The sequence below is a fragment of the Bdellovibrionota bacterium genome, from assembly GCA_035292885.1.
GTDB lineage: Bacteria > Bdellovibrionota_G > JALEGL01 > JALEGL01 > DATDPG01 > DATDPG01.
This window is the reverse complement of record DATDPG010000076.1, coordinates 25506-49899: the sequence shown is the minus strand read 5'-3', so window position 1 is coordinate 49899 and position 24394 is coordinate 25506. Positions and strand designations below refer to the sequence as shown.

At 56.1% G+C, this 24394-nt stretch carries 26 protein-coding genes; 16 read left to right on the top strand and 10 right to left on the bottom strand.

Annotation, left to right across the window (positions count from 1 at the left end; translation table 11 throughout):
- Nucleotides 1-53: 53 nt before the first annotated feature.
- Nucleotides 54-1190 (top strand): hypothetical protein, encoded by a 1137-nt coding sequence (locus VI895_05945; protein ID HLG19343.1) that lies wholly within the window; start codon nucleotides 54-56, stop codon nucleotides 1188-1190.
- 4 nt (nucleotides 1191-1194) lie between these two features.
- The gene (locus VI895_05940; GenBank protein HLG19342.1) at nucleotides 1195-2217 is read left to right on the top strand and encodes a hypothetical protein; all 1023 of its coding nucleotides are present in this window, start codon (nucleotides 1195-1197) and stop codon (nucleotides 2215-2217) included.
- Here the strand turns inward: VI895_05940 and VI895_05935 are convergent.
- From VI895_05935 to VI895_05905, 7 genes are read right to left on the bottom strand one after another with little or no spacing between them, the layout of a single operon-like run.
- Entirely contained in the window at nucleotides 2214-3605 is a 1392-nt protein-coding gene (locus VI895_05935; protein ID HLG19341.1) for an MBOAT family O-acyltransferase, read from the bottom strand. The genes VI895_05940 and VI895_05935 overlap by 4 nt on opposite strands.
- Nucleotides 3602-4633: a hypothetical protein gene (locus VI895_05930; protein HLG19340.1), complete on the bottom strand. Its 1032-nt coding sequence runs from the start codon at nucleotides 4631-4633 to the stop codon at nucleotides 3602-3604. The genes VI895_05935 and VI895_05930 overlap by 4 nt, the downstream gene beginning before the upstream one ends.
- A 2-nt stretch (nucleotides 4634-4635) precedes the next feature.
- Nucleotides 4636-5718 (bottom strand): Gfo/Idh/MocA family oxidoreductase, encoded by a 1083-nt coding sequence (locus VI895_05925; protein ID HLG19339.1) that lies wholly within the window; start codon nucleotides 5716-5718, stop codon nucleotides 4636-4638.
- Between the two features lie 33 nt (nucleotides 5719-5751).
- Nucleotides 5752-6882 (bottom strand): DegT/DnrJ/EryC1/StrS family aminotransferase, encoded by a 1131-nt coding sequence (locus VI895_05920; GenBank protein ID HLG19338.1) that lies wholly within the window; start codon nucleotides 6880-6882, stop codon nucleotides 5752-5754.
- A 1-nt stretch (nucleotide 6883) separates the two neighbouring features.
- A complete protein-coding gene (locus tag VI895_05915) occupies nucleotides 6884-8296 on the bottom strand; it encodes a hypothetical protein (GenBank protein HLG19337.1) in 1413 nt (470 codons plus the stop codon).
- Nucleotides 8293-8850: a WcaF family extracellular polysaccharide biosynthesis acetyltransferase gene (locus VI895_05910; protein HLG19336.1), complete on the bottom strand. Its 558-nt coding sequence runs from the start codon at nucleotides 8848-8850 to the stop codon at nucleotides 8293-8295. The genes VI895_05915 and VI895_05910 overlap by 4 nt, the downstream gene beginning before the upstream one ends.
- Before the next feature lie 7 nt (nucleotides 8851-8857).
- The gene (locus tag VI895_05905; GenBank protein ID HLG19335.1) at nucleotides 8858-10039 is read right to left on the bottom strand and encodes a glycosyltransferase family 4 protein; all 1182 of its coding nucleotides are present in this window, start codon (nucleotides 10037-10039) and stop codon (nucleotides 8858-8860) included.
- Between the two features lie 97 nt (nucleotides 10040-10136).
- Between VI895_05905 and VI895_05900 the strand changes: the two genes are divergently transcribed.
- Complete coding sequence (locus tag VI895_05900; GenBank protein ID HLG19334.1) at nucleotides 10137-11243, top strand: glycosyltransferase family 4 protein; 1107 nt, start codon at nucleotides 10137-10139, stop codon at nucleotides 11241-11243.
- Here VI895_05900 and VI895_05895 read toward each other — a convergent pair.
- The 3 genes from VI895_05895 to VI895_05885 are packed head-to-tail and all read right to left on the bottom strand — an operon-like array spanning nucleotide 11224 to nucleotide 15208.
- On the bottom strand, nucleotides 11224-12450 hold the full coding sequence (locus VI895_05895; protein HLG19333.1) for a glycosyltransferase family 4 protein: 1227 nt from the start codon (nucleotides 12448-12450) through the stop codon (nucleotides 11224-11226). The genes VI895_05900 and VI895_05895 overlap by 20 nt on opposite strands.
- A complete protein-coding gene (locus VI895_05890) occupies nucleotides 12447-14888 on the bottom strand; it encodes an O-antigen ligase family protein (GenBank protein ID HLG19332.1) in 2442 nt (813 codons plus the stop codon). The genes VI895_05895 and VI895_05890 overlap by 4 nt, the downstream gene beginning before the upstream one ends.
- Nucleotides 14889-14926: 38 nt before the next feature.
- Nucleotides 14927-15208, bottom strand: coding sequence for a DapH/DapD/GlmU-related protein (locus tag VI895_05885; GenBank protein ID HLG19331.1), 282 nt, complete (start codon nucleotides 15206-15208; stop codon nucleotides 14927-14929).
- 151 nt (nucleotides 15209-15359) lie between these two features.
- Between VI895_05885 and VI895_05880 the strand changes: the two genes are divergently transcribed.
- The 13 genes from VI895_05880 (at nucleotide 15360) to VI895_05820 (ending at nucleotide 24240) form a co-directional block, all read left to right on the top strand.
- Nucleotides 15360-15548 carry a Trm112 family protein gene (locus VI895_05880; protein HLG19330.1) on the top strand — a complete coding sequence of 63 codons (189 nt, stop codon included), beginning with the start codon at nucleotides 15360-15362 and terminating at the stop codon, nucleotides 15546-15548.
- Nucleotides 15545-15940, top strand: a complete 396-nt coding sequence (locus VI895_05875; GenBank protein ID HLG19329.1) for a holo-ACP synthase — start codon at nucleotides 15545-15547, stop codon at nucleotides 15938-15940. The genes VI895_05880 and VI895_05875 overlap by 4 nt, the downstream gene beginning before the upstream one ends.
- Nucleotides 15941-16114: 174 nt before the next feature.
- On the top strand, nucleotides 16115-16984 hold the full coding sequence (locus tag VI895_05870; GenBank protein ID HLG19328.1) for a YicC/YloC family endoribonuclease: 870 nt from the start codon (nucleotides 16115-16117) through the stop codon (nucleotides 16982-16984).
- Between the two features lie 13 nt (nucleotides 16985-16997).
- Nucleotides 16998-17582, top strand: coding sequence for a guanylate kinase (gene gmk / locus VI895_05865; GenBank protein ID HLG19327.1), 585 nt, complete (start codon nucleotides 16998-17000; stop codon nucleotides 17580-17582).
- 62 nt (nucleotides 17583-17644) lie between these two features.
- Nucleotides 17645-17860 carry a DNA-directed RNA polymerase subunit omega gene (gene rpoZ, locus VI895_05860; protein ID HLG19326.1) on the top strand — a complete coding sequence of 72 codons (216 nt, stop codon included), beginning with the start codon at nucleotides 17645-17647 and terminating at the stop codon, nucleotides 17858-17860.
- Between the two features lie 96 nt (nucleotides 17861-17956).
- Nucleotides 17957-19051, top strand: a complete 1095-nt coding sequence (locus VI895_05855) for a serine/threonine-protein kinase (protein ID HLG19325.1) — start codon at nucleotides 17957-17959, stop codon at nucleotides 19049-19051.
- 44 nt (nucleotides 19052-19095) lie between these two features.
- Nucleotides 19096-19374, top strand: a complete 279-nt coding sequence (locus VI895_05850; GenBank protein ID HLG19324.1) for a hypothetical protein — start codon at nucleotides 19096-19098, stop codon at nucleotides 19372-19374.
- A gap of 14 nt (nucleotides 19375-19388) precedes the next feature.
- A complete protein-coding gene (locus tag VI895_05845) occupies nucleotides 19389-20591 on the top strand; it encodes a phosphoglycerate kinase (GenBank protein ID HLG19323.1) in 1203 nt (400 codons plus the stop codon).
- 15 nt (nucleotides 20592-20606) lie between these two features.
- The gene (tpiA, locus tag VI895_05840; protein ID HLG19322.1) at nucleotides 20607-21362 is read left to right on the top strand and encodes a triose-phosphate isomerase; all 756 of its coding nucleotides are present in this window, start codon (nucleotides 20607-20609) and stop codon (nucleotides 21360-21362) included.
- A gap of 2 nt (nucleotides 21363-21364) precedes the next feature.
- The gene (gene secG / locus VI895_05835) at nucleotides 21365-21751 is read left to right on the top strand and encodes a preprotein translocase subunit SecG (protein ID HLG19321.1); all 387 of its coding nucleotides are present in this window, start codon (nucleotides 21365-21367) and stop codon (nucleotides 21749-21751) included.
- A 121-nt stretch (nucleotides 21752-21872) separates the two neighbouring features.
- Nucleotides 21873-22451, top strand: coding sequence for a helix-turn-helix domain-containing protein (locus tag VI895_05830; GenBank protein ID HLG19320.1), 579 nt, complete (start codon nucleotides 21873-21875; stop codon nucleotides 22449-22451).
- The gene (locus VI895_05825; GenBank protein HLG19319.1) at nucleotides 22420-22818 is read left to right on the top strand and encodes a nucleotidyltransferase substrate binding protein; all 399 of its coding nucleotides are present in this window, start codon (nucleotides 22420-22422) and stop codon (nucleotides 22816-22818) included. The genes VI895_05830 and VI895_05825 overlap by 32 nt, the downstream gene beginning before the upstream one ends.
- A gap of 36 nt (nucleotides 22819-22854) precedes the next feature.
- Nucleotides 22855-24240 carry an SH3 domain-containing protein gene (locus VI895_05820; GenBank protein HLG19318.1) on the top strand — a complete coding sequence of 462 codons (1386 nt, stop codon included), beginning with the start codon at nucleotides 22855-22857 and terminating at the stop codon, nucleotides 24238-24240.
- Nucleotides 24241-24394: the final 154 nt, after the last annotated feature.

Here is a 24394-nt window from a genome sequence, read left to right as displayed (position 1 = left end):
GATTCGAAAGCTCAATTGACAACGGGGGGAAAGGACGTGAACCTTACGAATCGATGCCCCGACTGACCGCGAAGTTCTTCGTCACGCCGGTCTACCCGTATGGAAAGGACCGGTATTACCATGAGATCGTCGCCCTGGCGGAAGGCTTTCAGGAACTCGGCCATCGGGTGATCGGCAACGTGAACTATTGGCAGATTCCTGAAGTGAGCAGCTATCTAATCCCCGAAGACGACGAGTCGGACTTTGACATCGCCGTTTACGATTATCGCTACGTCACCTCCTTTGCCCACCTACTGTTCCGACATGGGTATCCGAATTTCCGAAAAGATCGACCCCATATCTTGCTGGATCGCAATGATTGGATCTCTCCGATCTGGCTGGACAAGCCGTACGAACGATTCGAGTTGATTGCCTCGGGAAACCTTTACCGAAACGTCAAATATAGGCGGAACATGCGACCTTGGGCGATGGGCCTAACCTCTCGCATCATGAGGGCCATCGATCGGTTCTATAAGGAAGATGAGCCTCAAGATCCGGTGATCGGGTCCAATTCCCGCACCGACAATAACGTGCGAAGCCGCCTTCACGCGGCTCTTTCGGAACAGTCCAAATGCTATCCACTTAAACCATGTTTGTCTTCGGGACACGCAGGTTGGAAAGCGGACGCGAAAGATCCGGATTACATCTATTGGAAACAAACTACGGAGCGCCACGATCCCGATTACTTCCACGCGCTCAATCGCCATCTCCTCTTTTCAGCCATCTGCGGTTATTTTGAGTATCGCCCGCTCTTGTACCAGCCCTATTCGTTCCTCGACAAAATACGCCGTCGCCCGTTTATCTGGGGGTCGAAGATTGCAAACGGTTTGGGACTCGACGAAGCCTCGAAGCAATTTTTGTTTCAGCACGACAGCTTTCGCTTTTACGAGGTCCTTTATTCCAGGGCTTGCCCCATCCAGATCGATCTCCAGGATTGGAACTTCTGGATGCCGGCGATGCCGGCGGACGGCGCGCACTACTTGGGAATCAAGCGGTTCGACGTCCGTGGATTAGCCGATCGCTTGGCCGGAATGAGCCCTCAGGAGATCTCCGAAATCGGTCGAAAGGGCCGTATGTTTGCGAAAGATCACTACAGTCCAGCGGCACAGGCCGCGAGACTTCTCGAATATCTCAAAGAGACGACGAGCTAGCCGCATGGAGGAAAGATATTTTGTCCTTAAGGGTTGTGCCGGATTGGGCGATCGTTTGATCACGCTCGCATGGGCGATCGGATACTGCCTTCGAAATGGTCGGACCCTGATTGTGGATTGGTCGGACGGATTGTTCGGACCCAGAGGGCGGAATGTATTCTTTGAATTCTTTCAGATCACCGGCGTAAAGACCGCCGACTCTTGGAGAAACATTTCGGAGTTAGCGCAGAAATCCGTCTATCCAGCACTCTGGAAAAATCATCCCGAAGCCGCTGCGTACGATCTGTACCAAGAGCCGGTAGCCTACCCGAAATGGAAACGAAGACTCGTTCGATGCCTGACGTTCGGTCGATGGTCGGTGAACGGCGTGTGGCCCGTTAAGCCTGAGCATAGACTAGAGATTGCTAAAGGGCGGGGGCCGAGTTTCCTCGCCGAAATCTCAACCGGGGCGACCTTACCTTTGGCGGGCGGATATCCAGCGCGAATGGTGGAAGATGTCGTATTCGGCGCCGATTTCGTTCCCACGTTGTACGAGGAAATCTTGAGAACAAATGTTCATTTTACCCAAGCCGTTGAGAAGAAAGTGACGCAGGCTGCAACAGAGCTTCACATAGGCAAAGATACGTTCGGCGTCCATGTCCGACATACGGATCGATCGCCGGCCGCTGGCGTGGATCAATTGATTGGGAGGTTGAAACGCGATCCCTTCAACCGAGCGAAGCAAATGTTTTTGGCCACCGATAACGCGGGCGTTCTCCAGCAGTTCCGACGGGAATTCCCCGAAGTTCTCGCCTTTTATCCCAAACACCTCCCCGAAATTAATGGCGTGATGGGCCTCCATCATTGGGCCTCTTCTCAAAACCAACCGGAATATTTGAAGCGCGTCTTGGAGGAAAGCCTTATCGATCTCTACGTGCTCACGCAGTGCGGTCATTTGCTCTACCAAGGACAATCCAATTTCTCTCGTTTAGCGCGTGTGTGGGCTTCACCGGGGCAAGTGAGCCAGGATTGGACGGAGATTGTTTAAAATTGGAAATAGATAAATGGAGAGGACTGGAGCGGAGCAAAGGCGATCAGGGCGAGAACGATCATCAACAACGCGAAGGCGCCGCGAAAACTGGTGAGCGAAAGTTGCGGGAGCCCTTTGTGCCTTCCAATCCAATTCGCCAGTATGATCACGGGAATCCAGAGTAGAACGCCGGTGTAGTACCAGCCCACGCCATAGCTATCCCAGGTGACGATCTTTCGCAGGATGAGTGCGGCGTCAACAAGAGTGGGAGCGCGGAAAAATACCCAGCAGAAACAGACAAAAGCATATGTGAGGAGCCATGCAAGCCAATTCGGCATGTGCGTGAGGAGGGGCGTCTTAAGATCCCTCGAAAGCATTCGATGAAGGGCCAGCGCCGACCCATGCAGGACGCCCCAAATTACGAAATTCCAACTGGCGCCGTGCCAAAGACCGCCGAGGGCCATCGTTATGAAAAGGTTGACGTACGTTCGGCGCTTTCCCTTTCGATTGCCGCCCAACGAAATATAAAGATAATCGCGAAGCCAGTTGGACAGCGTGATATGCCAGCGTTGCCAAAACTCCGTAACGTTCAGGGAGAGGTACGGCATCCGGAAATTCTCCGGAAAGGTGAACCCGAGCGAACGGGCGAGGGCGATCGCCATGTCGCTATAGCCGGAAAAGTCACAGTAGATCTGGATCGAGTACGCAATTACGGCCAGCAACAGCGTGGACCCGCTGTAACTGGCGGGATCGGAAAAGACGGGATCAACAAAAAAGGCGATTCGATCGGCGATCAGAAGTTTTTTCACCAATCCTTGCGAAAACAACCAAATGCCGGATTCAAAATTCCGCCACCGGAGCGTGACAGGGCGAGCCACTTGAGGAAGGAAGTTCGCCGCACGGACCAAGGGGCCTGCGATCAGATGGGGAAAAAACGAAACGAAAAAGAGAAAATCCCGGTAACGCTTTGTCGGCGCGAGTTTATTCCGATAAATGTCGATCGTGTAATTCATGCTCTGAAACGTGAAAAACGAGATCCCGAGCGGCAGAACGATGTCGAGCGTCCGGAAATGCCACCCTGTACTTACAAAGAGAGCATTGGCCGTGGTAAGGAGGAAGTTCGCGTACTTGAATATGCCAAGGACACCGAGGTTTGCGACCACGCTCGCCGCGAGAAGCCATCTTCGAAAGCGAGACGATTTTGACCGGTGAATATACTTGCCCACTTCGAAATCAATCCAAGTTGTGAAAAGAATCAGAGGAAGAAATCGAACATCCCAATAACCGTAAAAAAACAGACTCGCGGCCAAAAGGAACCAGCTTCTGTAATTGCGCGATGGCGATACGAGAAGACCGAGTATGACAACGGTGAAAAATAGGGCGAACGCCCAGCTGGAAAAGATCATTTCAAGTTCTCCGAAATGACCTTTGCCAGAAAGTCTCCCACAACCTTATGCCCGTCCTGATTGAGGTGCCCGGCACCCATACCGGAGTTGTGAAATCCGAAATGAGGTTTCCGCCGGGTCACATAATCGGCCTTTAGGGCCTCGAGGGGGTTGTACACGCTCAAACCCAGAGCGTTTGCCGTACCTAGAAACAGAAGTTCGTTTGGATCCGTTTGAACAAGTTGGGGGTAAGATAGTTTGGGAAGATAGAGAATAGCGAGATTGGGATAATTCTTCTGTAACGTTCGAAGTGTGACTCGAAGAAGGTCTTGTTTGGAAGTAAGGTCCCGAAAGGGTGCTTGGGGAGGCGTCGGTGCCATCGGCAAGCGGATATCATCGGGCCGGACGAGATTGAAATACCGTAAGACGATTAAATTCGCGAGAGCCGAATAATAGACAGGCCGGCGAATTCGAGTTCTCCAAGGAGATTCGCTTCGTGGCTGCGGAGGCTCGATCTCCAGAAGCTCGTCCTCCGTTACGCGAAATTGAAACGGCTGAGGACGGTCGATCCAATCCAACATCCATTCGTCGACCTGAAGAACCACGAGATCGGGATGATGAGGTCGGAAGATCCGGTCAAGCAGAATCAGCTGTTGAAAAAAATCGTCCCCGTTCCGTCCGGCATTGACGACTTGGACGTTTCGGCCGCGCTGTCCTAAATTTTGTTGGGCCACGGCTGTGAATAATTCGCGATCCGGCATTGAGTCTGCTTCGGTAAAGGAGTCTCCAGTGATTACGACGAATGGATGTCGATCGAGGTCGGGTTCGGGTCCGCGGAGGCCGAGGGAGTTGTAACGGATTTCGGCAAATCCTTCACCGCTGCTTAGCGTTCGCGCGCCAGGGATATAGGCAAAACGTAGGGCGGGATCGTAGATGTAGTTGCGCGGGGCCGTGATGAATCCCCGCGCGATAAGTTCCCAAAGGATGAGGGCGCAGGCCGAAGCAAGGGCCCACCGTCCCCAAATCGACGCGTGTAGACCCTTACGCAAACTTAAGCCGCGTTGTCCTTTCTTCTCCCCAGACGACTATGCCGTGGGCGGAACTTCAGATGGATTTCTTTGCCCGTTTCCGCCGATTCATAAAGAGCGTTGATCAATACGATCGACTTCATCGCCTCTACGCCGTCCACAAGGGCCCGGGTTTGGTTTCGAATGCTTTCGACGACGTGCCGGAGGTATTCCCGGTGGCCGAAGCCGTAAACGTTCGGCGGATTCTCGCGGGCCGTGGCGACGATGGTCTTGTCTTCGGGAAGGGGATTCTCGAAGTTCCATGTGCGGATTTCGTTCATGGCGAATCCCGCCACTTCCACGGTTCCCTTTTCCCCCATGATCGTGATGGACCCTTCCAGGTCCTTCGGTCGCGTAGCCGTCGTGGCTTCGATAATTCCCAGGGCTCCGCTTCGAAAGTTCAGTACCGCCACGCCGGTGTCTTCGGTTTCGATATCCACCAATCGGGTCACGGTCTTCGCGAATACCGAATCGACTTCCCCCATCATCCACTCGATCATGTCGATGTGGTGGCTCGCCTGGTTGGTGAAAACGCCGCCGTCCATGGCCCATGTGCCGCGCCATGAATCTTGGTCGTAATAGTCCTGCCGCCTGCACCACCGCACGCGGACCGTTCCCATCACCATCTTTCCGAAACGGTCGTTCTCGACCGCTTTGCGTAATGCTTGAATCGGCAGGTTGTACCGGTTTTGCTTCACGACAAAGAGCCGGATTCCGGAACGATCACACTCTCGGATCATGGTTTCGGCGTCTTTCAGCGTGAGGGTCATCGGCTTTTCGACGACGACATGCTTCTTGTGCTGGGCGACCATCGAAACGTCGCGGGCATGCTGACCGCTTGGAGTGAGAACATTTACGACGTCGAGCGTGGCTTCCCGTAAGAATTTTTCGGGATCCGCATACCAGGGAACGCCATACTTTCGTCCCATGGCTTCGGCCCGCTTCGGATCGATGTCACAAACAGCGCTTAGTTTGGCTCCCTCGATTCCCGCCTGTAGAACCTCGGCGTGTCGTGGCGCGATTCGACCACAACCGAGAAGACCGAAGTTCAGGGCGGCACGAGACACGTCGAAAAGTATAAGCTCGGGATTGAACGAAGGCTAGGAAGTCGCCTCGATCAAGGCGTGCACGACAAAATCAATCTGGTCATCGGACAATTCTGGATAAATCGGGAGCGACAGCGTTGTGAGGCTGATGGATTCGGATTCGGCCATGGCTTCCGTAGCTAGGCTGCATCCGCGCAAGGCGGGTTGTAAGTGTAGTGGAACCGGATAATGAACAACGGTCGATACACCCCGGCTCTTCATGTGTGATGCGATCCGTTCACGATCGGGATGGCGGATCGTGAAGTGGTGCCAGATCGGTTGCGCACCTTCGGTCACTCGACTGAGACGAAGGTTCGGGTGAGGGGCCAAGAGCGCTTGGTATTTTATCGCGACCTTTCGCCGGCGCTCGTTCCATGAATCGAGATGTTTGAGTTTTATGCTCAGCCATGCCGCCTGGATCGTGTCTAAGCGGGAATTTCGGCCCATGACCCGGTGGTCATATTTTCCCGTCCGGCCGTGATTGCAAAGGAGTCGCAGTTTATCCGCCACCTCCTTGTCGTTGGTCGCCACGGCTCCGCCGTCACCCAGGGCGCCCAAATTCTTGCCCGGATAAAAGCTGAATACCGCCGCATCACCGAACGTGCCTACCCGTTGATCTTTAAAGCGCGCTCCGTGCGCCTGCGCCGCGTCTTCCAAGACGAAGAGGCCAAAACGGCGTGCTACGTCGATGATCTTTTGAATTGAGCAGGCATTCCCCCGAAGATGGACGGGGATCACGCCGCGAAACTTCTCTCCCCTTGCCGCCGCTTTTTTCAAAAAGGCTTCCAAATGATCCGGTGTCATGACCTCGGTATCCGGATCCACATCGATGAAACAGGGGATGCCGCCGGCGTGAACTACGGCGCTTGCGGTTGCGAAAAATGAAAGGGCCGGCGTGATGACTTTCTCTCCCGGCAAAAGGCCCAGGGCCCGGAGCGATAACTCCAACGCATCGGTGCCGTTGGCGCAGCCGACGACGTGATCAGCACCGAGATACTGTGCGAACTCCTTCTCGAAGCGTTCGACCATTTTCCCGGAAACGAAATCGGTCGTCTCCGTCAAACTTCGAAGTGAAGCGATCAGATCCTCTTTCAGCGGGGCCAACTGAGCCTTCAAGTCCAGTAGTGGAATCACGGTCGGCATCATATCATTCCCGAATATGGTCCACAGGACGCAGGCGGTTCCCTCGGCCGAAAGCGAGGGAGAACAACATGCCCGCATTGAAAAGGATTTCCCTCCAACGTCGGATCCAATTGGCCAAAAAACGACGGCGAAACCATAGCCGGACCGGAAAATATCCGCTTTCATAGGCGTCCATGAGGACGAGAAACATGAAATAAAGTCGGAGGGCGGAGGGCGTGTGGAGATGAAACTGTCCTCGCTTGCTCGCGGTGAATACGGAAAACATCCGTTTCCGGCAACAGTCCCGCAGGACATTGGCATGAAGAGTCACTTCCACGTCCGGGACGAGCGTGGGATCCGGCCGGTCCGAAACCACCCGCTTCCTGAAATCGACAAGCCAACGGGCGCGCCCCGCCGGGCTGGTCGGGTTGAATATGACGAGAGCCGGAAAGAACCTCGAAAAAAGAGGTGGCAACGCCGATAGGAGCGCGGAAAAATATTTCTGAAAGCTCGGCCAATGGGGCGCTACCCGATCTTCCTGAGCGTAGAACATTTCGAGCGTCGACTTGTGTTTCTCCGCCAATAGCTCGATATGCCGGTCCCGAGCGGTAAAGTAGTCATGGGTTTGCGTGACGAATCCCTCGGCATCGGACCAAATATCCCCGGGAATCATGACCCGGCATTCCGACGAGGTCGTCCGATGTTGGTCGAAGTACTCCTTAATCATGACGGGAGAAACCGAGGTGGAGTTGAACTTTCGCGTCTCCTTATGAAGGAAGCAATGGTTGCTGGCGAAGGGGATCGCGTACTTCGCTCCCAGACGTTCCGCGAACGCCAAGAATTCGGCCGCGTAATCCTCGTTGGAACGGTGTCTTAAATGTTGCTCGGGAAAATTAGAAGTGACGCACCAAGGGTAGGGGCCGGCGCTGCTGTGGCTCCGAAAAACGAAGTCCACATTCGGGTGGCGTGACGCCAAGTGACGAAGCGGTCTTCCCATCATTTTGCAGTCGTTGGCATTGACGAACGTTCGTCCCTCGGACTCGATGACGAGAATTGAATCCAGGGCCGGGCCGAATTGATAACTGGTAACGTTGAAGCCGTTCGAAATCTCCGTCGAAACACCGTGGGGAAGTTCCTGGATCCGCGTAAATCCCATGCCCGCGAGATCGTCCACCATCCGCGTAAAGTGTGCTTTGGGCACCAGCATGAGCGTGTCCGGTGCGAAGCGCCGAAGCGATGGGCCATGGAAATGATCCCAATGCACATGTGTCAGGTAAATCGTTCCCGGCTTGAGCTTCTGAATCAATGATGCCGGAGGGGGAGGGTAGTTCCACCAGGAGCGCCAGTAACAGCTCCCGATCACCCAAGGGTCGCAAAGCAGAGATTCGTCCTTCGTTTCGACCAGAAGGCCCGCGTGGCTGACGACTGTGAATTTCAACGGGATTCGATCTTTCGCTCTCCGGTCTTTTGCGCCGGATTGCCCCGCACGATCGCTCGGGACGGCACGTCGTTCACCACGACGGAGCCGAGTTGAATGAAAGCTTCGGGACCGACGTGAACGCCGGGCGCGATCGACGATCCGGCCCCGACCCATGCGCCGTCGCCGATCTCGATCGCCTTGGTCAGCAGATCGAACGTGGGGATGCGCGAGTCGTGCGTTCCGGTGCAAAGGTAGGCGCGTTGGGCGATGCATGCGTGGGCGCCGATTCGGATCTCATCCAGCGAGTCCAGCCAGACCTCTTCGCCAACCCACGAAAAATCTCCGAGACGGAGTTTCCACGGGAAAGTGATCGTCACTCGAGGTTTGATCAGGACGCCGCGGCCGACGGAACCGCCAAAGCACCGCAATAGAAATCTCTTTGGGGCGTAAAAGGGAAACCAGGAGCTTTGGAAGAGAATCGCGCTGACGACTCGCCATAGGACCTCGATCCAATAGGATCGGCCCCGACGAAAGTTTCTGTTATCGAATTTCGAAAGGTCGATAGAGGTCATTTCGGAGCTAGGTTACCTTTTCGTGGAGAGGGTGTCCCGCGCCCAACATGTCTTGATAGACGGCCGTAATCTGGTTGGCGTGCTGTTCCGCGCTAAATTTCTTAAATGCCGATTCTTTTGCCGCCAGGGCGACCTTTCGCGCCTCCTTTGATTCCAGCGCACGAAGTATGCCCGAAGCGAGAGCCGCGGGGTCGCGCGGGGGAACGAGAAACCCGAGCTTCCCGTCTTCGAGCAATTCGGGAGGGCCTCCTGAGTTGGCGGCAATAACCGGGATTCCTGACGCCATCGCCTCGATGACCGCCCGACCGAACCCTTCATTCTCCGCCGGGAAGACAAAGCAGTGACTCGAGGCCAGGAGATCAGGAACGTCGCTTCTTCGACCCAAGAAAAGAAAATGCGCTCCAAGTCCCAGGCGAGCGATTTCCTGCTCCAAATGGAGTTTGTGATCTGTTTCCAGGGAAACGTTGGGATCTCCTCCGGCAATGACGAACGTAATGTCTTTACGGACCGATACGATTTCATGAGCGGCTTGGATCAGATCCTCCAGGCGCTTCTGCGGATCCAGTCGCCCGACGAACAACACGATCCGCCGTTTCGACAATTCCGGAAACAATTCGATAAGGCGCGTATTTGAGACATTTCGAAAACGGCCCAAATCGAGACCGTTGTAGCAAACCTGAACTTTCGCACCGAGATCTCTTTTGAAAAACGGTCGGGCGGTCGCGCGGCTGATGGCCACGATGCGATGGCTGAGAGCGACAAGGAGCGGAAGGAAACGATCAAAAAACCACTTCGGTTCATCCACGGTTTTCGCCCGATAGTGGAGGACTGCGGGAACACCGATAATTCTCGCGGCGACCAAGGGAGAAATCAGGGAATCCATATTGGAGTGCACGATGTCGGCATGGACGCGGAGAATCGAAAAGACGAAAAGGCCCACTTCAATCGGAAACCAAACCAAGAAGAGGATCCAGTAGAGGGGATTAAAGGTCCGGATGATTCGTAACATGGGAAACCGAATCACCTGCGCACCCAGCGCCCTGTATTTTTCGGCATACGCGGATCGCCAAGGCGTGACGACGACGGGGCGCCAATGTTCTTTCGAAAGAAATTTGAGTAACGTGAGCAAGCTTTCATCCGCACCGCTCACGGAATGATTAAACGGCGAACCGTAGAGAATGGTTCTCATCGACTACAGTGTAGCTTGAATCGGTTCGACGTGAATTTTCCTAACGCGGGGCATATTTCCACAATAAACCAAGGTCAGGTAGGAGTGGCAATGAGTTGTGCGCATCGCCTACCTGACAGACGCCCTGTTCCCTCTCCAGATGGGGGGGATGGCGAAGTATGCGCGGTTCCATATGGAAACTCTCCGGGAGCGCGATGCACTTATAGACGTATTCGCGTCGGCGCCCGCCTCGGGACACCCGGAGATCGCGGGCGTTCAATGGATTTCTTGGCCCGGCAGTGCCGCCTTCCCCGGACATTACGTCAGAGAAAATAGAAGGTTTTCGGAAGAAATTGGAGCACGTCTTGCGGATGGAACCTATGACGTGATCTTCGCCCATGGTCTGACGGCCATGTCCCTGAAAGAGCCAAAGTGTCCTTTGATCGTCCATCCACATGGCCTGGAGAGCTTTCAACTTGGATCCGGAATCCTTTCCCGTTTACAGCTCCTTCCCCTGCGCAGAGCGTTCACGCAACTGCTTTTGCGTGCCGACGGGATTGTAAGTTTTGGTGAGTTTTTCGATCGCATCCTTGTTCAGGAGATCGGGGTTCGGGCCGAAGTCCTTCTTCGACTCGGGAATGCCGTATCTCCCGCTTTCTTGTCGCCCGTATCAGGATCTTCCGACCGGGGCATTCCACGTTCGACGTTTCGGTTTCTTTTTGTGGGGCGCGACGAACCGAGAAAAGGGCTCGATCTGTTTCTACGCGCGGCGATCAAGATTCCGACGGCCGAGTTTTGTGTGGTGGGTCATCATCCCGTTCAAGAAAAGTCGAGCCTCAGGAACGTTCGTTTCCTCGGCGAAATTCGCGAAGAAAGGGCCCTTCGGAGCGTCTACTCACAGGTCGACGCCCTCGTTCTCCCAAGCCGGGCCGAAGGATTTCCCACGGTGGTTTTGGAGGGCATGGCATCTGCGCTCACCATCGTGGCCGCTCGCGTGGGAGTCATTCCCGATCTTGCACAGCAGGCGCAGGTCTTCACGTTCGAAAAAGATGATTTAACCGGATTAATCGAGTCCTTGGAAAAAGTGTCTCAAATGTCTGCGGGCGATCGTCAGGCCATCGGAGAAAAGAACCGGAGTCTGGTTCTAGCGAAGTATTGCTGGGATCGGGTTGCCGACGACACGTTGAACGGGATCCAAGAGTTGGTCAAACGGGCACGTCCTTGATGGATCCGCTGGGGGGTTCTTTCAACAAGGCGGCCAGAAGCGCGTGGTAACGTTCCGTAGCGCGTTTTCGTCCGCCGTTTTCCTCGATCCACTCCCGTCCCTTCTGGCCGATCCGTTTGAGGTTGTGCGGATCCGCGCGGAGCTGGCGAATCGCTTTTGCGATTTCGTCGGCATCGGGTGGACAGACAACACCGCATCCGGCGGATCGAACGATCCGGTCCACCTCGCTCCCCGGCTGCACATTGGCCAGGACCGGGCGGGCGACGGCCAGAATGCCGTAGATCTTGCTCGGGACGATATATCCGGTGAGCTTCGGATCGAGCGATACGTAATGAAGGTCCGCGGCGCTTAAGGATTCCGCGAGGTGGTCGCCGGGCTGGTAGGGGAGAAACCGAACATTGCCGAGTTCCATCCGTTTCGCTTGCGCTTCGAAATGGTTTTTTCGCGCGCCATCTCCCACGATCACGAACTGAATATCGGGCTCATCGCGAGTGGCTTGGGCGGCGGCGAGCAGGGTTTCAAGATCCTGTGAAAAACCGATATTGCCGGAGTGCATGACGACGAAGGCGGATTCGGGAATGCCGTTTGCTTTTCGAAAAATTGTGGGGTCCGTGGGCTTGAGCGCCTCGAGATCCTGCCAGTTCGGGATGACGTGGATCTTGCGGAAGGGGCACCCTTTGGCCGCGAGGCGTTTTTTCATATCCTCGCCCACCGCGACGACGGCGGCCGCGCGATTCAAAATGATGCTCGACGCCCACCGTAAGATGCTTCGGCTGATGGGGTCGCTCATCTTTCCAACCGCGGCCGCGATTTCCGGATAAACATCTTGGGAGACAAATACGAACGTTCCCCCCTTGACGGCACTTACCAGGGCGCCGATGAGACCCACGAGGGGCGGATCGGTCCAGCAGAGAAGGATGTCATGACGAGGCAAAAACATCGTTCGAAAGACGGCGCCGAACAGAAATAAGAAATAGTTGATGACTCGGACAAAGAGATTGGAGCGCGAGAAGGGGAGCATCGGAATTCGCATCATCTGAACGCGGGACAGGTTCTCGGAAATCCGTGAGTCCGGGTTGTACGTCGGTTGAGCGCAAACGACGGTCATGTTTTCCGACCGGGAGAGGTCGGCCGTGAGTTGGCCCAACAAAAGGGCCGTCGCCGCGCGATCCGGCGGGAAATATTGATTGATGACGAGAATCTTCATGGATTCCCCAGGCATTTCCGGACGGCGCCATTGGACGAATCCATCAACTCTCCCGCCAGCGTATTCCAGCGCGTTTTATCCGGCCAACGGGATTTGTTCGTCTCCCAGGCGGTTCGAAGACTGGAGCATCGGCCGCTTTGAGCGAGGCCGCGGATGCAGATCTGAAGATATTGAGCGTTACCGTGAAGGGCGGAGAGGCTTTCGCACGCCGTGTCGACGGCGCGATCGGGCATTCCCCGCCGGGACCAGACGTCAATCTTTAGGCTCCACGCATCCTGGTTTCCGACGTCCATCTGGAGTGCCTGCTGCACCTCGAAGAGCGCATGGTTCAACTTCCCCGTTCGATGAAAACAAATCGCCTGGGCAAGATGTGGGGAAGGCGAATGGGGCCATTCCTTCAGCCATTTTTCCGCCAACGTTTGGCACGTTTCGGATTCGGTGCCGAGTTCAAGTGCGCGCCGCATATCGGGCCAGACGGTCGCGGGAACGCCGGCCAGATTCGCCGCGCGGTCGAGGAAAGGAACGGCTCTGTCCGGAAGATGGGCCGCCAAGAGTATTTTGCCCGCCAGATGGAACGAACTCGGATCGGGATTCGCGCCGTCGAAGAACGGTTTCAGTTGATTTAAAGCTCTTTCATGCTGGGACGCCCGAATCGTGAGCTCGGAATACCAATGGATCCAATCCACGGGTATGGGTGGAGCGATCGATTGAAACGCCTCCTCGAAGGCCGCTTGTATCTGGCCTCTCTCCTGCAAAAATAGGGCAAGCTCGCGCCGCATGTCCGGACTTCGGGCGTCGATGCAGCGTCGCAACAACAGAGGATCGTCGGCGAATCCGGCCATGGTTCGGAGGCAAACGGATCGCCAATAATGTGGAAGATGTCGGAACTCCGAAGCTAATCGAAAGCCCGGTTCCGAAAATCCGTGCTCCAAGAGCCACGTCACCGTTCTTTCCAGCCGTTTTCCGTTGCGGCGATCGTATAAACCGGCCTTCTCCATGGGAATAGCGGCATCCTGGTATTCTCGGTTCGCACTGAGAACGGTCCCAAGAATCTCCAACACATCAGAGTTGTACGGGGCTCGCGCCGCCGCCTTGCGTATCCAACGGACGCCTTCAGCGGCGTCTCCCTTTTGAAGCAGTCGTTGCGCCTCCCGCATGGCTGGAACTGGATCTCCAGGCCGGAGCAGAGAGGCGATCGTAGGACTTCCACCGAAGCGCATAAGCGCTCCCCCGATGGAAAAGAGAACGACGGCGGCAAGTTGAAGGATCGCGAAGGAGGAAATCAGGCCGCGGGACCGGATCCCGCCCGCTCTCGGCGAGGCGATCGACTCGGCGCAAAGGGCTAAAATCGCGAGCGCGACCAGAGGCACATGCCAGGGGAAATCGACAAGCGAATGGAAACCCAGCGTGACGCCGCTCCAAAACACCGCCTGACGTAACCGGTGGTTCTCGAACGATCCTTCCTTGTGATGCTTGAGAAGGGAGAGAAAGAGCATCGTGACAAGCCAGGCTGCGATGAGGAAAAGCGGCGTGCCTAGTTCCGCGAGAAGTTGAAGGACGTCGTGGTGGGCGTAGTTGGCGACGCGGTCGGTGGTCTCGATATCGGCGACGGACGGAAAGCGCTCCGCATACGAGCCGAGACCATGGCCCAGGAGAGGGCGCTCTTTCCAGAGTGCGACGGCGGCCCGGGTCATCCCCCGGCGGGTATCGTCATTTACCTTGGTCGGGGCGACGGCGGCGAGGATTTTTCCGGCGGTCTCCTCTTCAACGTAGGCGAAGTGGATTTGAACGCCGAGGAGGATCAGGAAGACGACCGGTACGGTAATTTTCGGCTTAATGTGATTCCGCAGGAGGAACAGAACGCTGGCGAGAGCGAGAGCGAGCGTGGCGCCCATCGAGAAACAGAGGATCACGCCGCAGGCGAGAACGGAGGTCAGAAGTGTCCGCCAGTTCGCGCTTTGTTCGTGGTCGCCGAAAAAGAGCGGACGGCTGGTGCGAAACGCAAGCCAAAACCCGAACGTCAGCAAAGCCGCCGTATGGTTGGCGTTGACGAACGTGCCGGCCCGCGTGAAATCGATCAACGGGGCAAAGGGAAGCAGGAGGACTTCCAGGAGGCAGACGGCGAGAAGGGCTGCCACAACGACTTTTGCGGACGGTTTCCGGGAAGAAGGAGTTCGAAAGAGCGCGACGAGAAGGAGGGCATCGACGGCCCACAAGATGGATTGAATCCACTCCCATCGATTCGGCGATCCATATGCTTGAAGGGCAAAGCCGATCAGCAAAACGAGGATCAATCGGGAAGCCGGGTTGGCGAATGGCCATGTGGGTTGTTCCTCCTTCGGCCAAATGAAAAAGGCGGCCAGCGCCGCGGCGGCGATCAGGCCATGTATAAGAAATGGGGCTCCGTCTCCACCATAGAAGAACGTAGCCGCGGCCAACGCTGCGCCCAGGAGGTAGTTCGGAAGTCGAGGCAGAGTTAGCCTCGCTTGATGATTGCGCCGGCGGCGGCGCGGGAATGACGGTCGACCCGGGCGCCGGCTTCCACGACGCACCCCTCACCCAATCGTGCGTGGGAGCCGATCGTAGCGCCCGATCCGACGACACAATGTGCGGCCAGACGCGCGCCGTCGTGAATCGTGGCACCGTCTTCGATCACACTCCCGCGCGCGATCGTGACGTTGTCCCCGACCTTGCAGCGGCCGATCGAACAATTTTCGCCGATTCTCACGTTTCGGCCGATTTTCACGGCATGCGGCACGGCTGTAATAGTACCGGTGAAATCAATAACATACAGTTCATATTCGGGGGACACACGACCGGACCCGAATTCATTCCATTCTTTCCCAAATAATTCGGGTCCAGTTGTGTGTCCCTATATTTCCCCCGAGAATCGCGTTAAGGTGACGCGCATGCTGGCGAAAGACCTCTTGGACATTCTGGTCTGTCCGAAATGCAAGGGGGATCTCCAATATCATCCGGAACAGAGCGCATTGGATTGCGGTGCGTGCAATCTTCGCTACCGGATTGAGGACGATATCCCCGTCATGCTGATCGACGAAGCGACGCCGGTCCCCGCGATGGCTTCCGCGGCTCGATGAATCCGGCGCCTGTCGGAATCGGCGTGGACATCGAGTCGGTCTCTTCGTTTCGGTCGCGAAAGGTGTCCCGGCACCGCCGTTTCTACGAACGGCTCTTTTCAAACGACGAAATGAAATACTGCGCTTCTTTCCGCGATCCGGCGCCGCATTTTGCGGTCCGGTTCTGTGCGAAAGAGGCCCTCGTCAAGGCCGCGCGCGGAATCTTGCCTCTCCATGTGACGGACGCCGAGGTTCGGAACGACAAAGACGGCGCGCCCTCTTTCCGCCCGCGTTCCAAGAGTTCGTCGGTACGTCGTTTCTTTTCGCGATATCGGCCGCTCGTGTCGCTCTCCCACACCGACGACCAGGCGATCGCGTTTGTGATTCTTGTGCCGAAGAGAACGGCGGATTAGGCCGCGACGCATCGAGTTACTTCGAAACGCTCAGTTTGACGCAGGTTAAGGCGGGCGCCGAGAACGGACCGGAGTTTACAAGAAACGTAAATGAGGACCGCTCGCAGGCGTCCAACGCAGAGATGCGGCAAACTCAGCGTTTCCTTCGCGAATAATCCGGGATAGGATCTCGGCATGGCGTCCAGCATGACCGGATTCGGCCGCGGCGTGGCGAAAGGGAAAGAATATCGCTACGTCGTGGAGGCGCGTTCGGTGAACAATCGATTCTGTGACGTTCGAATCCAGGCCCCCAAAGAGCTTCTGGAACTCGAGCACGACCTGGCGGGGCTCGTGAGAAAGGAATTTTCCCGCGGGAAAATCGATCTAGTTTTGAAAGCCGAGCCGCTCGCCGCGCGAAAGAACAACGGGTTTTCGGAGCCGGTGGTCATCGGGCGCTGGCGGGAGCTGGAGCGGCTTCGAAAGAAACTTGGAATTCCGACACCCGTTTTGCTCGAAACAGCGGTCGCCCTCGCATCCTCGCGCGATGACCGGTCTCCCTTTGGATCGGATGCATCCCGGCTTTTTCAGAAAGCGGCCAGGGGAGCGCTGGAAAAACTGCGCGAATTCCGGTGGCGAGAGGGGAAAGCGCTGGTGGCGGATATCGGCCGCCGGAGGCAGACCATCGAACGGGCGGTGGAAAGGGTTTCGCATCAAATAGGGGAGGCGGGTCGAATACGAATCGATCGGATGCGAACGCGTGCGACGGAGCTCTTAAACGGCAAAGAGATTGCCTGGGACCGCGTGAACGTCGAGCTGGCTTTGCTGGTGGAAAAAGACGATGTCACGGAAGAGGTCGTCCGCTTGAAGAGCCACTTGAAAAGACTGGAGGAGCTTTTGGGTTCGAAAGGGAGCGTCGGGCGGGAAATCGACTTCCTGCTCCAGGAAATGAACCGCGAGATCAACACGATCGGTTCCAAGTCGCCCGATCTCGATATCACCGGAGACGTGATTTTGGTAAAAGCGGAGGTTGAAAAGATCCGTGAGCAGGCCCAGAACCTGGAATAGCGGTATTCTGTTTGTGGTTTCCGCGCCATCCGGTGCGGGAAAAACAACGCTTGTGAAGCGCCTCCTTCGGAAGGACCGGCGCATTCACAAAACGATATCGCACACCACGCGTTCCCCCCGCTCCGGGGAAAGAGACGGAAGAGACTATTTTTTTATTTCCAAAACCGTGTTCCAGCGAATGATTTCAAAGAAGTCGTTCGTGGAATGGGCGAGGGTGTACGGAGACCTGTACGGAACGTCCAAACGAACCATCGACGGCATTCTTCGAAAAGGAAAAGACGCGGTCTTGGTCATTGAAGCGCAAGGAGCGCGGTCGATCCGAAAGAAGTTTCGAAACGCCGTATTCATACTGATCGTTCCGCCCAGTCTTTTGGAACTTAAGCGGCGCATCTCCCGAAGGGGAGGCGAGGGCGTTACAGAGATGAAGCGGCGCCTTCGCGCCGCAAAGTCCGAGATTCGCGCCATGCGGTGGTACGATTACGTCGTGGTCAACGAACGGATTCACAATGCCGTCACGGACCTTCATATCATTATCCAGGCCGAACGGCTGGAGTTAGCCCGGCGGCGCTCATTAATACAGATTCTGGCAGGCCGTTGAACGGACCCGGAGCTTGGGCGGCTTGACAGCCGGCGGCACTTACCGGTATCTCTCCCTCTCCCATGGCACGGATCACGATTCAAGACTGCTTGGAAAAAGTCGAAAGCCGGTTCGGTCTCGTCCATTTGGCTGCCGAACGGGCCCGCCAACTGGTCAAGGGCTCCAGTCCCCTCGTCCGATCGAAGAACAAGATCATCGTGACGGCGCTTCGCGAGATCGCCGCCGAAAAGGTCAAGTTCGCCAAGGTTCTCGACGAAAAGTCGATCACGCATCCGTAGTCGCCCAACCCTAGAAATTTATACCTGACATTTCAATTGGTTGCGCCGGACCAGCCCAGTTGTATAGTAAAATTAGGCCACATAGAAAGATGAGCCGTGCAACGCTTCGGCAAATACTGGATTGAACGGAAGATCGCCATCGGAGGGATGGCGGAGATTTACCGCGCCTTCTCCGAACCGGGCGAACCGGTTGCCATCAAAATGATCCTGCCGGAGTACGCCTCGCAGCCGAAATTCGTGCAGATGTTTCTCGACGAGGCGCGGATCGTCGTCACGCTTCGGCATCCCAATATCGTCCAACTTCTCGACTTCGGGAAGATCGAGGACACCTATTTCTTTTCGATGGAGTGGGTGGACGGAAAACCGCTGTCGACGATCATCAAACGGCAGATCGAGCTGGGCGTTCCGTTTCCGATTGAGGACGCCCTTTTGATCGGCGTGGATGTCTGTGAGGGGCTCGCTTACGCCCATGCAAAAACGGACCGATTCGACCGCCCGCTCGGAATCGTTCACCGCGATATCAGCCCGCCCAATGTTTTGGTGACACGGGACTGCGTCGCCAAGATCGCCGATTTCGGCATCGCGGACGCCCAGAACAAGGGCATCCAGACGCAGCCGGGAATCATTCGGGGAAAATTCAGCTATATGTCGCCCGAGCAGGCGAGCGGCGTTCCCACGGACAAACGTTCGGATGTATTCAGCTTGGGAGTCGTCTTGTGGGAGATTCTTACGTCCCGCAGGCTTTTTCTCCGGGAAAAGGAAGTCGATACGCTTATGGCGGTTCGAAAATGCGATATTCCGCCGATCCGTCCGTTGAATTCCTTGGTCTCGCCCGCACTCGAATCGGTGTTGTCGAAAGCGTTGGCCAAAGAGCCGCATCGGAGATACGCGTCGGCCGAAAAGCTCGGTCACGGGCTTCAGAATGTTCTCTCCGACGAATACCCGGACGCAAGCGGAAAACATATCGCTCAATTCTTGAAAGTTCTGTTCCCCGCCGAGCGATTTTTCGGCCTGGACGAACCGACGAACATCGTCGTTCTGAAATGGAAGGAAGAACAGGAACGGAAAATCCATGACGCGCGTCACCCCGCCGTTCACCCATGGGTCAAAAAATTAACGGAGCATCGCGCGCCGATATCCGTTTTGCTGGCGCTCGCGACGCTCGCGGCCGCCGAGTGGCTCGCTCGCTGAAGCGTTCTTGCCAGATCCCCCCAGTTCCGATAGATCGTCCCGCGATGGCGGAGCACCGGGAAGAGCGCGAATATTTGGACGGAAAACGGGTGGAGATCTTCCTCAACACGCCGCTGTTTCGGTTCCGCTACGTGTTCAACAATGAAGAGCGCGAGCTTCTCGAAAACGCGGTTCGGATCTCGGGCGTCGTGCTTCGGGAAAAGCGGGCGGGTCTCTTGGTGAAGGCGGAAGAGCTAAGCAACATGAAGCTGACCGAGAGCGAACTCCCGTTCGAACGGATCTTCATACCGTACGGCAAGATCGATTTTGTGGTGGTGTCGTAATTGAGGGGGTGGCTATGGCGATTCAGCTGGCGCAAGGAAAAATCCGGACCCTCAAAGAGGTGGAGGTGGGCGGCAAGACGGTCTTCCTTCGGGCCGACCTCAATGTTCCGATTCAGGATGGACGGGTCACCGACGACACCCGTATCCGGGGAATGCTGCCGACACTGAAGTACCTCGTGGACAAAAAGGCCCGTGTGGTGATGGCTTCGCATTTGGGACGCCCGAAAGGAAAGCCCGATCCGAAATATTCCTTGGTCCCTGTGGCGGAGGCGCTCGCCCGCCTGATCTCCGGCGAGGTGATTGTCCCCGACAATTGTATTGGGGACGGCGTTCGCGGCATTCTGGCCACACAAAAATCGGAGGATGTGGTGCTGCTCGAAAATCTCCGCTTCCACGCCGAAGAAGAGAAAAACGATCCGAAGTTCGCGGCGGAACTCCGCCACCAGCGTCAGGTTTACGTCACCGATGCTTTCGGCTCTCTCCATCGCGCGCACGCATCGACCGACGCGCTTCCGCGCCTGTTCGATCAACGGGCCGCCGGATTTCTCGTGGAAAAAGAACTTCAGTTTCTGGCCCCGTTGGTTTCCTCGCCGCAGCGGCCGTTCGCCGTCGTCCTGGGCGGAGCCAAGGTGTCCGACAAGATCAAAGTGGTGGAGAACCTCTTGCGATACGTCGATCGGATCCTCTTGGGCGGAGCCATGGTCTTCACGTTTTTGAAGGCGACGGGACACGGGATCGGCAAGTCGCTGGTCGAGAACGGCCAGCTGGATCGGGCGAAGCGGATTCTCGAACAGGCCAAGACAAGAAACGTTCAGGTATTGCTTCCGAAAGATTTTGTCGTTGGCAACAGCATCGAGAATCCCGGCGAACCGAAAACGATTCAAGGGCAGGAGATTCCGGACGACGCCACGGGGCTGGACGTCGGACCCGAAACGGTTCGCCTTTACGGCCAAGCGCTTCAGGATGCAAAAACGATCTTTTGGAACGGTCCGTTGGGGCTTTTTGAGAAGCCTCCTTTTGATGCCGGAACGAACGGCCTGGCTCGAATTCTTGGAGAATTTTCCTCGATTCGGGTTGTAGGGGGAGGAGATTCCGCGGCGGCCGTCGCGAGAGTCGGGATGGCCGACCGCATGACCCATGTCTCCACCGGAGGAGGCGCAACCCTTGAATATCTTGAGGGAAACGGTTTGCCTGGACTCACGGCACTGGCGGTGTAGACTCCCGCGCCCGCCATGAAACAGAGAATCATCATCGGCAATTGGAAGATGAATAAGACCGCGACGGAGACGATCCGTCTCGTCACGGAACTCAAGGCCCTTTTGTCCGGAAAACAGGAAATTGAAGTGGCGGTCGCCCCGCCGTTTGTTTCCCTTCAGCCCGCGGAGATTGCGGCGCAGGGAACACCGATCAAAATTGCGGCGCAGGACGTTTTCCATGAGGACAGCGGGGCCTTCACAGGTGAGATCTCGCCGCCCATGTTGGTCGACGTCGGATGCACCTACGTCATTGTGGGCCATTCCGAGCGGCGCCAGCATTTCGGTGAGACGAATCTGATCGTCAACAAGAAGGTGAAGGCGGCGATCGACAACGGGCTCAAACCGATCTTGTGCGTGGGCGAAACCGAAACCGAGAGGGAACAGAAAAAGACCTTCGACGTGGTTGAGTCCCAGCTTCGGGAAGGGCTGCGCGGCGTGAACGACGCCGAGGCGGAGGATTTAGTGGTGGCGTACGAACCGGTCTGGGCGATCGGTACGGGGGATACGGCCTCGCCGGGAACCGCCGAAGAAGTTCACGGATTCATCTTCGAAAAGTTATCCGCGATCTTTCGGCGGGACGTGGCGCACAAAATTCGGATCGTTTACGGCGGTTCGGTGACGCCGGAAAACATCAAAGATCTCATGGCACAGCCGCATATCGACGGCGCGCTCGTGGGCGGAGCCAGCTTGGATCCCAAGAGCTTTTCCCAAATCATTCATTTCAAGGAGTAGGCATGGTTCTGTTTCTGACGATTCTTCACGTTTCGGTCTGTATCTTCTTGATTGTCATCGTTCTTCTTCAGCATGGAAAAGGGGCGGACATCGGCGCGAGCTTCGGCGGCGCCAGCCAGACCGTTTTCGGAACTCGCGGAGCCGCGACGTTCTTGAGCAAGCTCACGGTCTCTTGCGCGATTATCTTTATGGTGACGAGTCTGTCGTTGGCCTATCTCTCCTCGCGCGGGTCGGCAAAGAGCCTCTTCGCCGGCCGGAAACCGCAGCCAAAGAGCGCCGCGGCCTCGGCGGTGCCGGCTTCCGCCCCTGCGACAGCGGTTCCGGCCAGCACGCCATCCGTTGCGACGACCGCAACGCCCAAAGAGTCGGAAGCCAAGAGAAAGAAGTAGGCAATATCCGTCCCTCTCGCGTCAAAGGGAACTGCTCGTCGGCGCGCTCGGTGTGCACAAATAAATATGCATATCGCTAAATAAATTAGTCAAATCGCATTCTCTTCGGTATACTGAGTTCATGTATGTGCTTGACCGACAGAAGTTTAGGAAGCTGTTGAAAGAACAGGGTTTTTCAAGCGTCCAAGCTTTTGCGCAGAAGTCCGCGATTCACAGAAACACGTTGAACGCGTACATGAGTGGGAAAAAGTCCGTCTTCTCCGCCCCGATGGAGAAGATCGCAACGACTCTAAAGATTGATCCGGTTGCACTTGCCATTCAGTCCGATTTCCCCGGACTTTCCGATTTGCGGAATGTTCTTCGCTCCGTTATCCAAGGGCGATCGGACCGTAACCTTGCGTTCCTCTTGTTTGGTTCGCGCGCCGAAAAACGGGAACGTCCCTTTTCGGACTGGGACGTTGGGGTCACCGGAGGTGAGCAAAAAGTGACTTCCTCGGAATACCTGCGAATCAAGACGGAGGTATCCGATCTCGTCGAAGACTTTCCGTATGGGGTGGATCTTGTGAATTTAGACCAGGCTCCAACTTGGTTTCTTCAGGAAATGACGCCGGGCCTTGCGCATCTGGCCGGAAGCTTCGAGGCCTTTCAATTCTTCAAAGGGGTCCTGCATGCGGCGAAATCCTTCGACAAAGTTGCATAACGCACTTTTGCAGTTGGAAAAGGCGGTTGAGTTTTATGCGAAAAATGACGACGATCGAGATCTGCGCTTTTTGGCGGTTGTAAAGAGCTTCGAAATTCTCACGGAGTATCTTTGGAGGCGCCTTAAGACTTACGTGGAGGACGAGGGACTCGATGCACCGTCTCCCAAAGAGGCCATCCGTCAGGCGGCGAAGCTCGAGCTTTTGGATGATCCGGAACGATGGATCGATTTCATCAATGCTCGGAACGATAGTGTGCACGATTATTTCGGAATACCCGAAAAGGATTTTGTCGAATTAGTTCGGGATCTTTTGGTGCGGGCGAATCGCCTCTCCAAAGCGTTGAATGAAAAAGCAAAAGGCAAATAATAAACCGGTGTTATAATAGCGGCCCCGGAGCTATTATTGATCGCCTCCTTGTTTAAGCGCCTAACGCTGGCTTCGTTTTTTCTTTCTATGTTGGCCGTCAGCGGTGTCGCCTTCGGACAGACGAAGGGAACCGTTAACGGCAACAATGTCGCCGTTCGATCCGACCCCAACACGAAGAGCGAAATTCTCATCACACTTGAAAAGGGGAAAGCGGTCACCGTGATCGAGCAGCGGGGAGGCTGGCTCCGAATCAAAGTCGCCCTCGACGCGGCGTTTACGTTCGACGGATGGGTGTCGGCCAAACTTATCACTTGGAAAAAGCCGGCTGCCGCCTCGGTCGTGGCCTCAAAGAAAGCGGCTCCGGCCAAAACTCCGGTGGCGTCGGTGACGACGCCGGCCCCGGTATCCCCTCGAATCAATCCAACTCCGAGCGTTCCTTCAGCCTCTCCGCCGACGGCTCCGGCCGGAGGAGCACCGACTCCCCTCGACCAATTCTTTGAATCTTCGGGATCCGTCCCGCCACCGGCCACAACGAATTCGCCGTCGGCAACGGCCAATAAAACATTTGCTCAAATACCGAGCGACGCGGAGGGTCCCGGACGGCCTGCGAACTTCGAGCGACCACCGACTCGTCAAGATTTCCTCACGCCCCTGGGAGATCGCGCGTCGGCGGCGATTCGCGTCGGCTATCTCCTCTACCATTACAAACTTCAGAACGGTGGAGCCACGCCGAGTGAACTGTTTGCGTACAATCTCCCCGGCTTCGGCGTCGACGTAGATCTGCGTTACTGGTTTTGGAACATGCCGGATGAAAAATTCCGTATCGGCGGCTCACTCTTTTATCAGCACGGATTTTATCGCCACACGACCAACCTTCAGGATTCGTCCGGTGCGACGTTTCAGTCTCCTTCGACCAGCTCTTCCACGGACAATATGTGGGGAAAGGTGCTGACCGAATATCGCTTTAATCCCCAGAAAAGTCTCAACTCCGTAGGCCTGGCGGCCGGTTTTCAGTATTTCAAATTCAGCGGCGATGACGTGAACAACGATACCGGCCCGATTAATCTTTATGTCTCCCAGAAGACGATGAGCGTCACGACGGGAGTCGAGGGGCACATCGAAATCCCGAGGACAAAAAATCTGGTCGCCAACCTAGGGTTCGATCTCTTCATTTTGAATTTTGTGAGTGAGGATCCCTCGGACGCGACCGGAACGGACCCGAGTGCGAATATCGGTTACGGTCCCTCCGTAGGTTTGGCGTGGCTCCCGACATATCGGCATCGAATCGGCGCGGGCTATCAACTCCGGCTCCAAAAATACGAATTCACGGGTGCGGGAACGCGTGTGGGCAACGCGGTAACGGACGGGAGCGCCGACACCGCCGCGCACAATTTCTTCTTGGCTTACGATTATCACTTTTAGACGCGTCGAGCCCGGCCGTGAAAAGTTTTCACAATGTGACGGGAATCATTGAAAAAATTGCGGGCGGTTTAACGCGAAGCGTTCATTTAACCTATTGAAAGGCCTCCATTTTTAGAACAAGCTGATCTGGATCAGCCTTTGCAGGTAAGGGGGG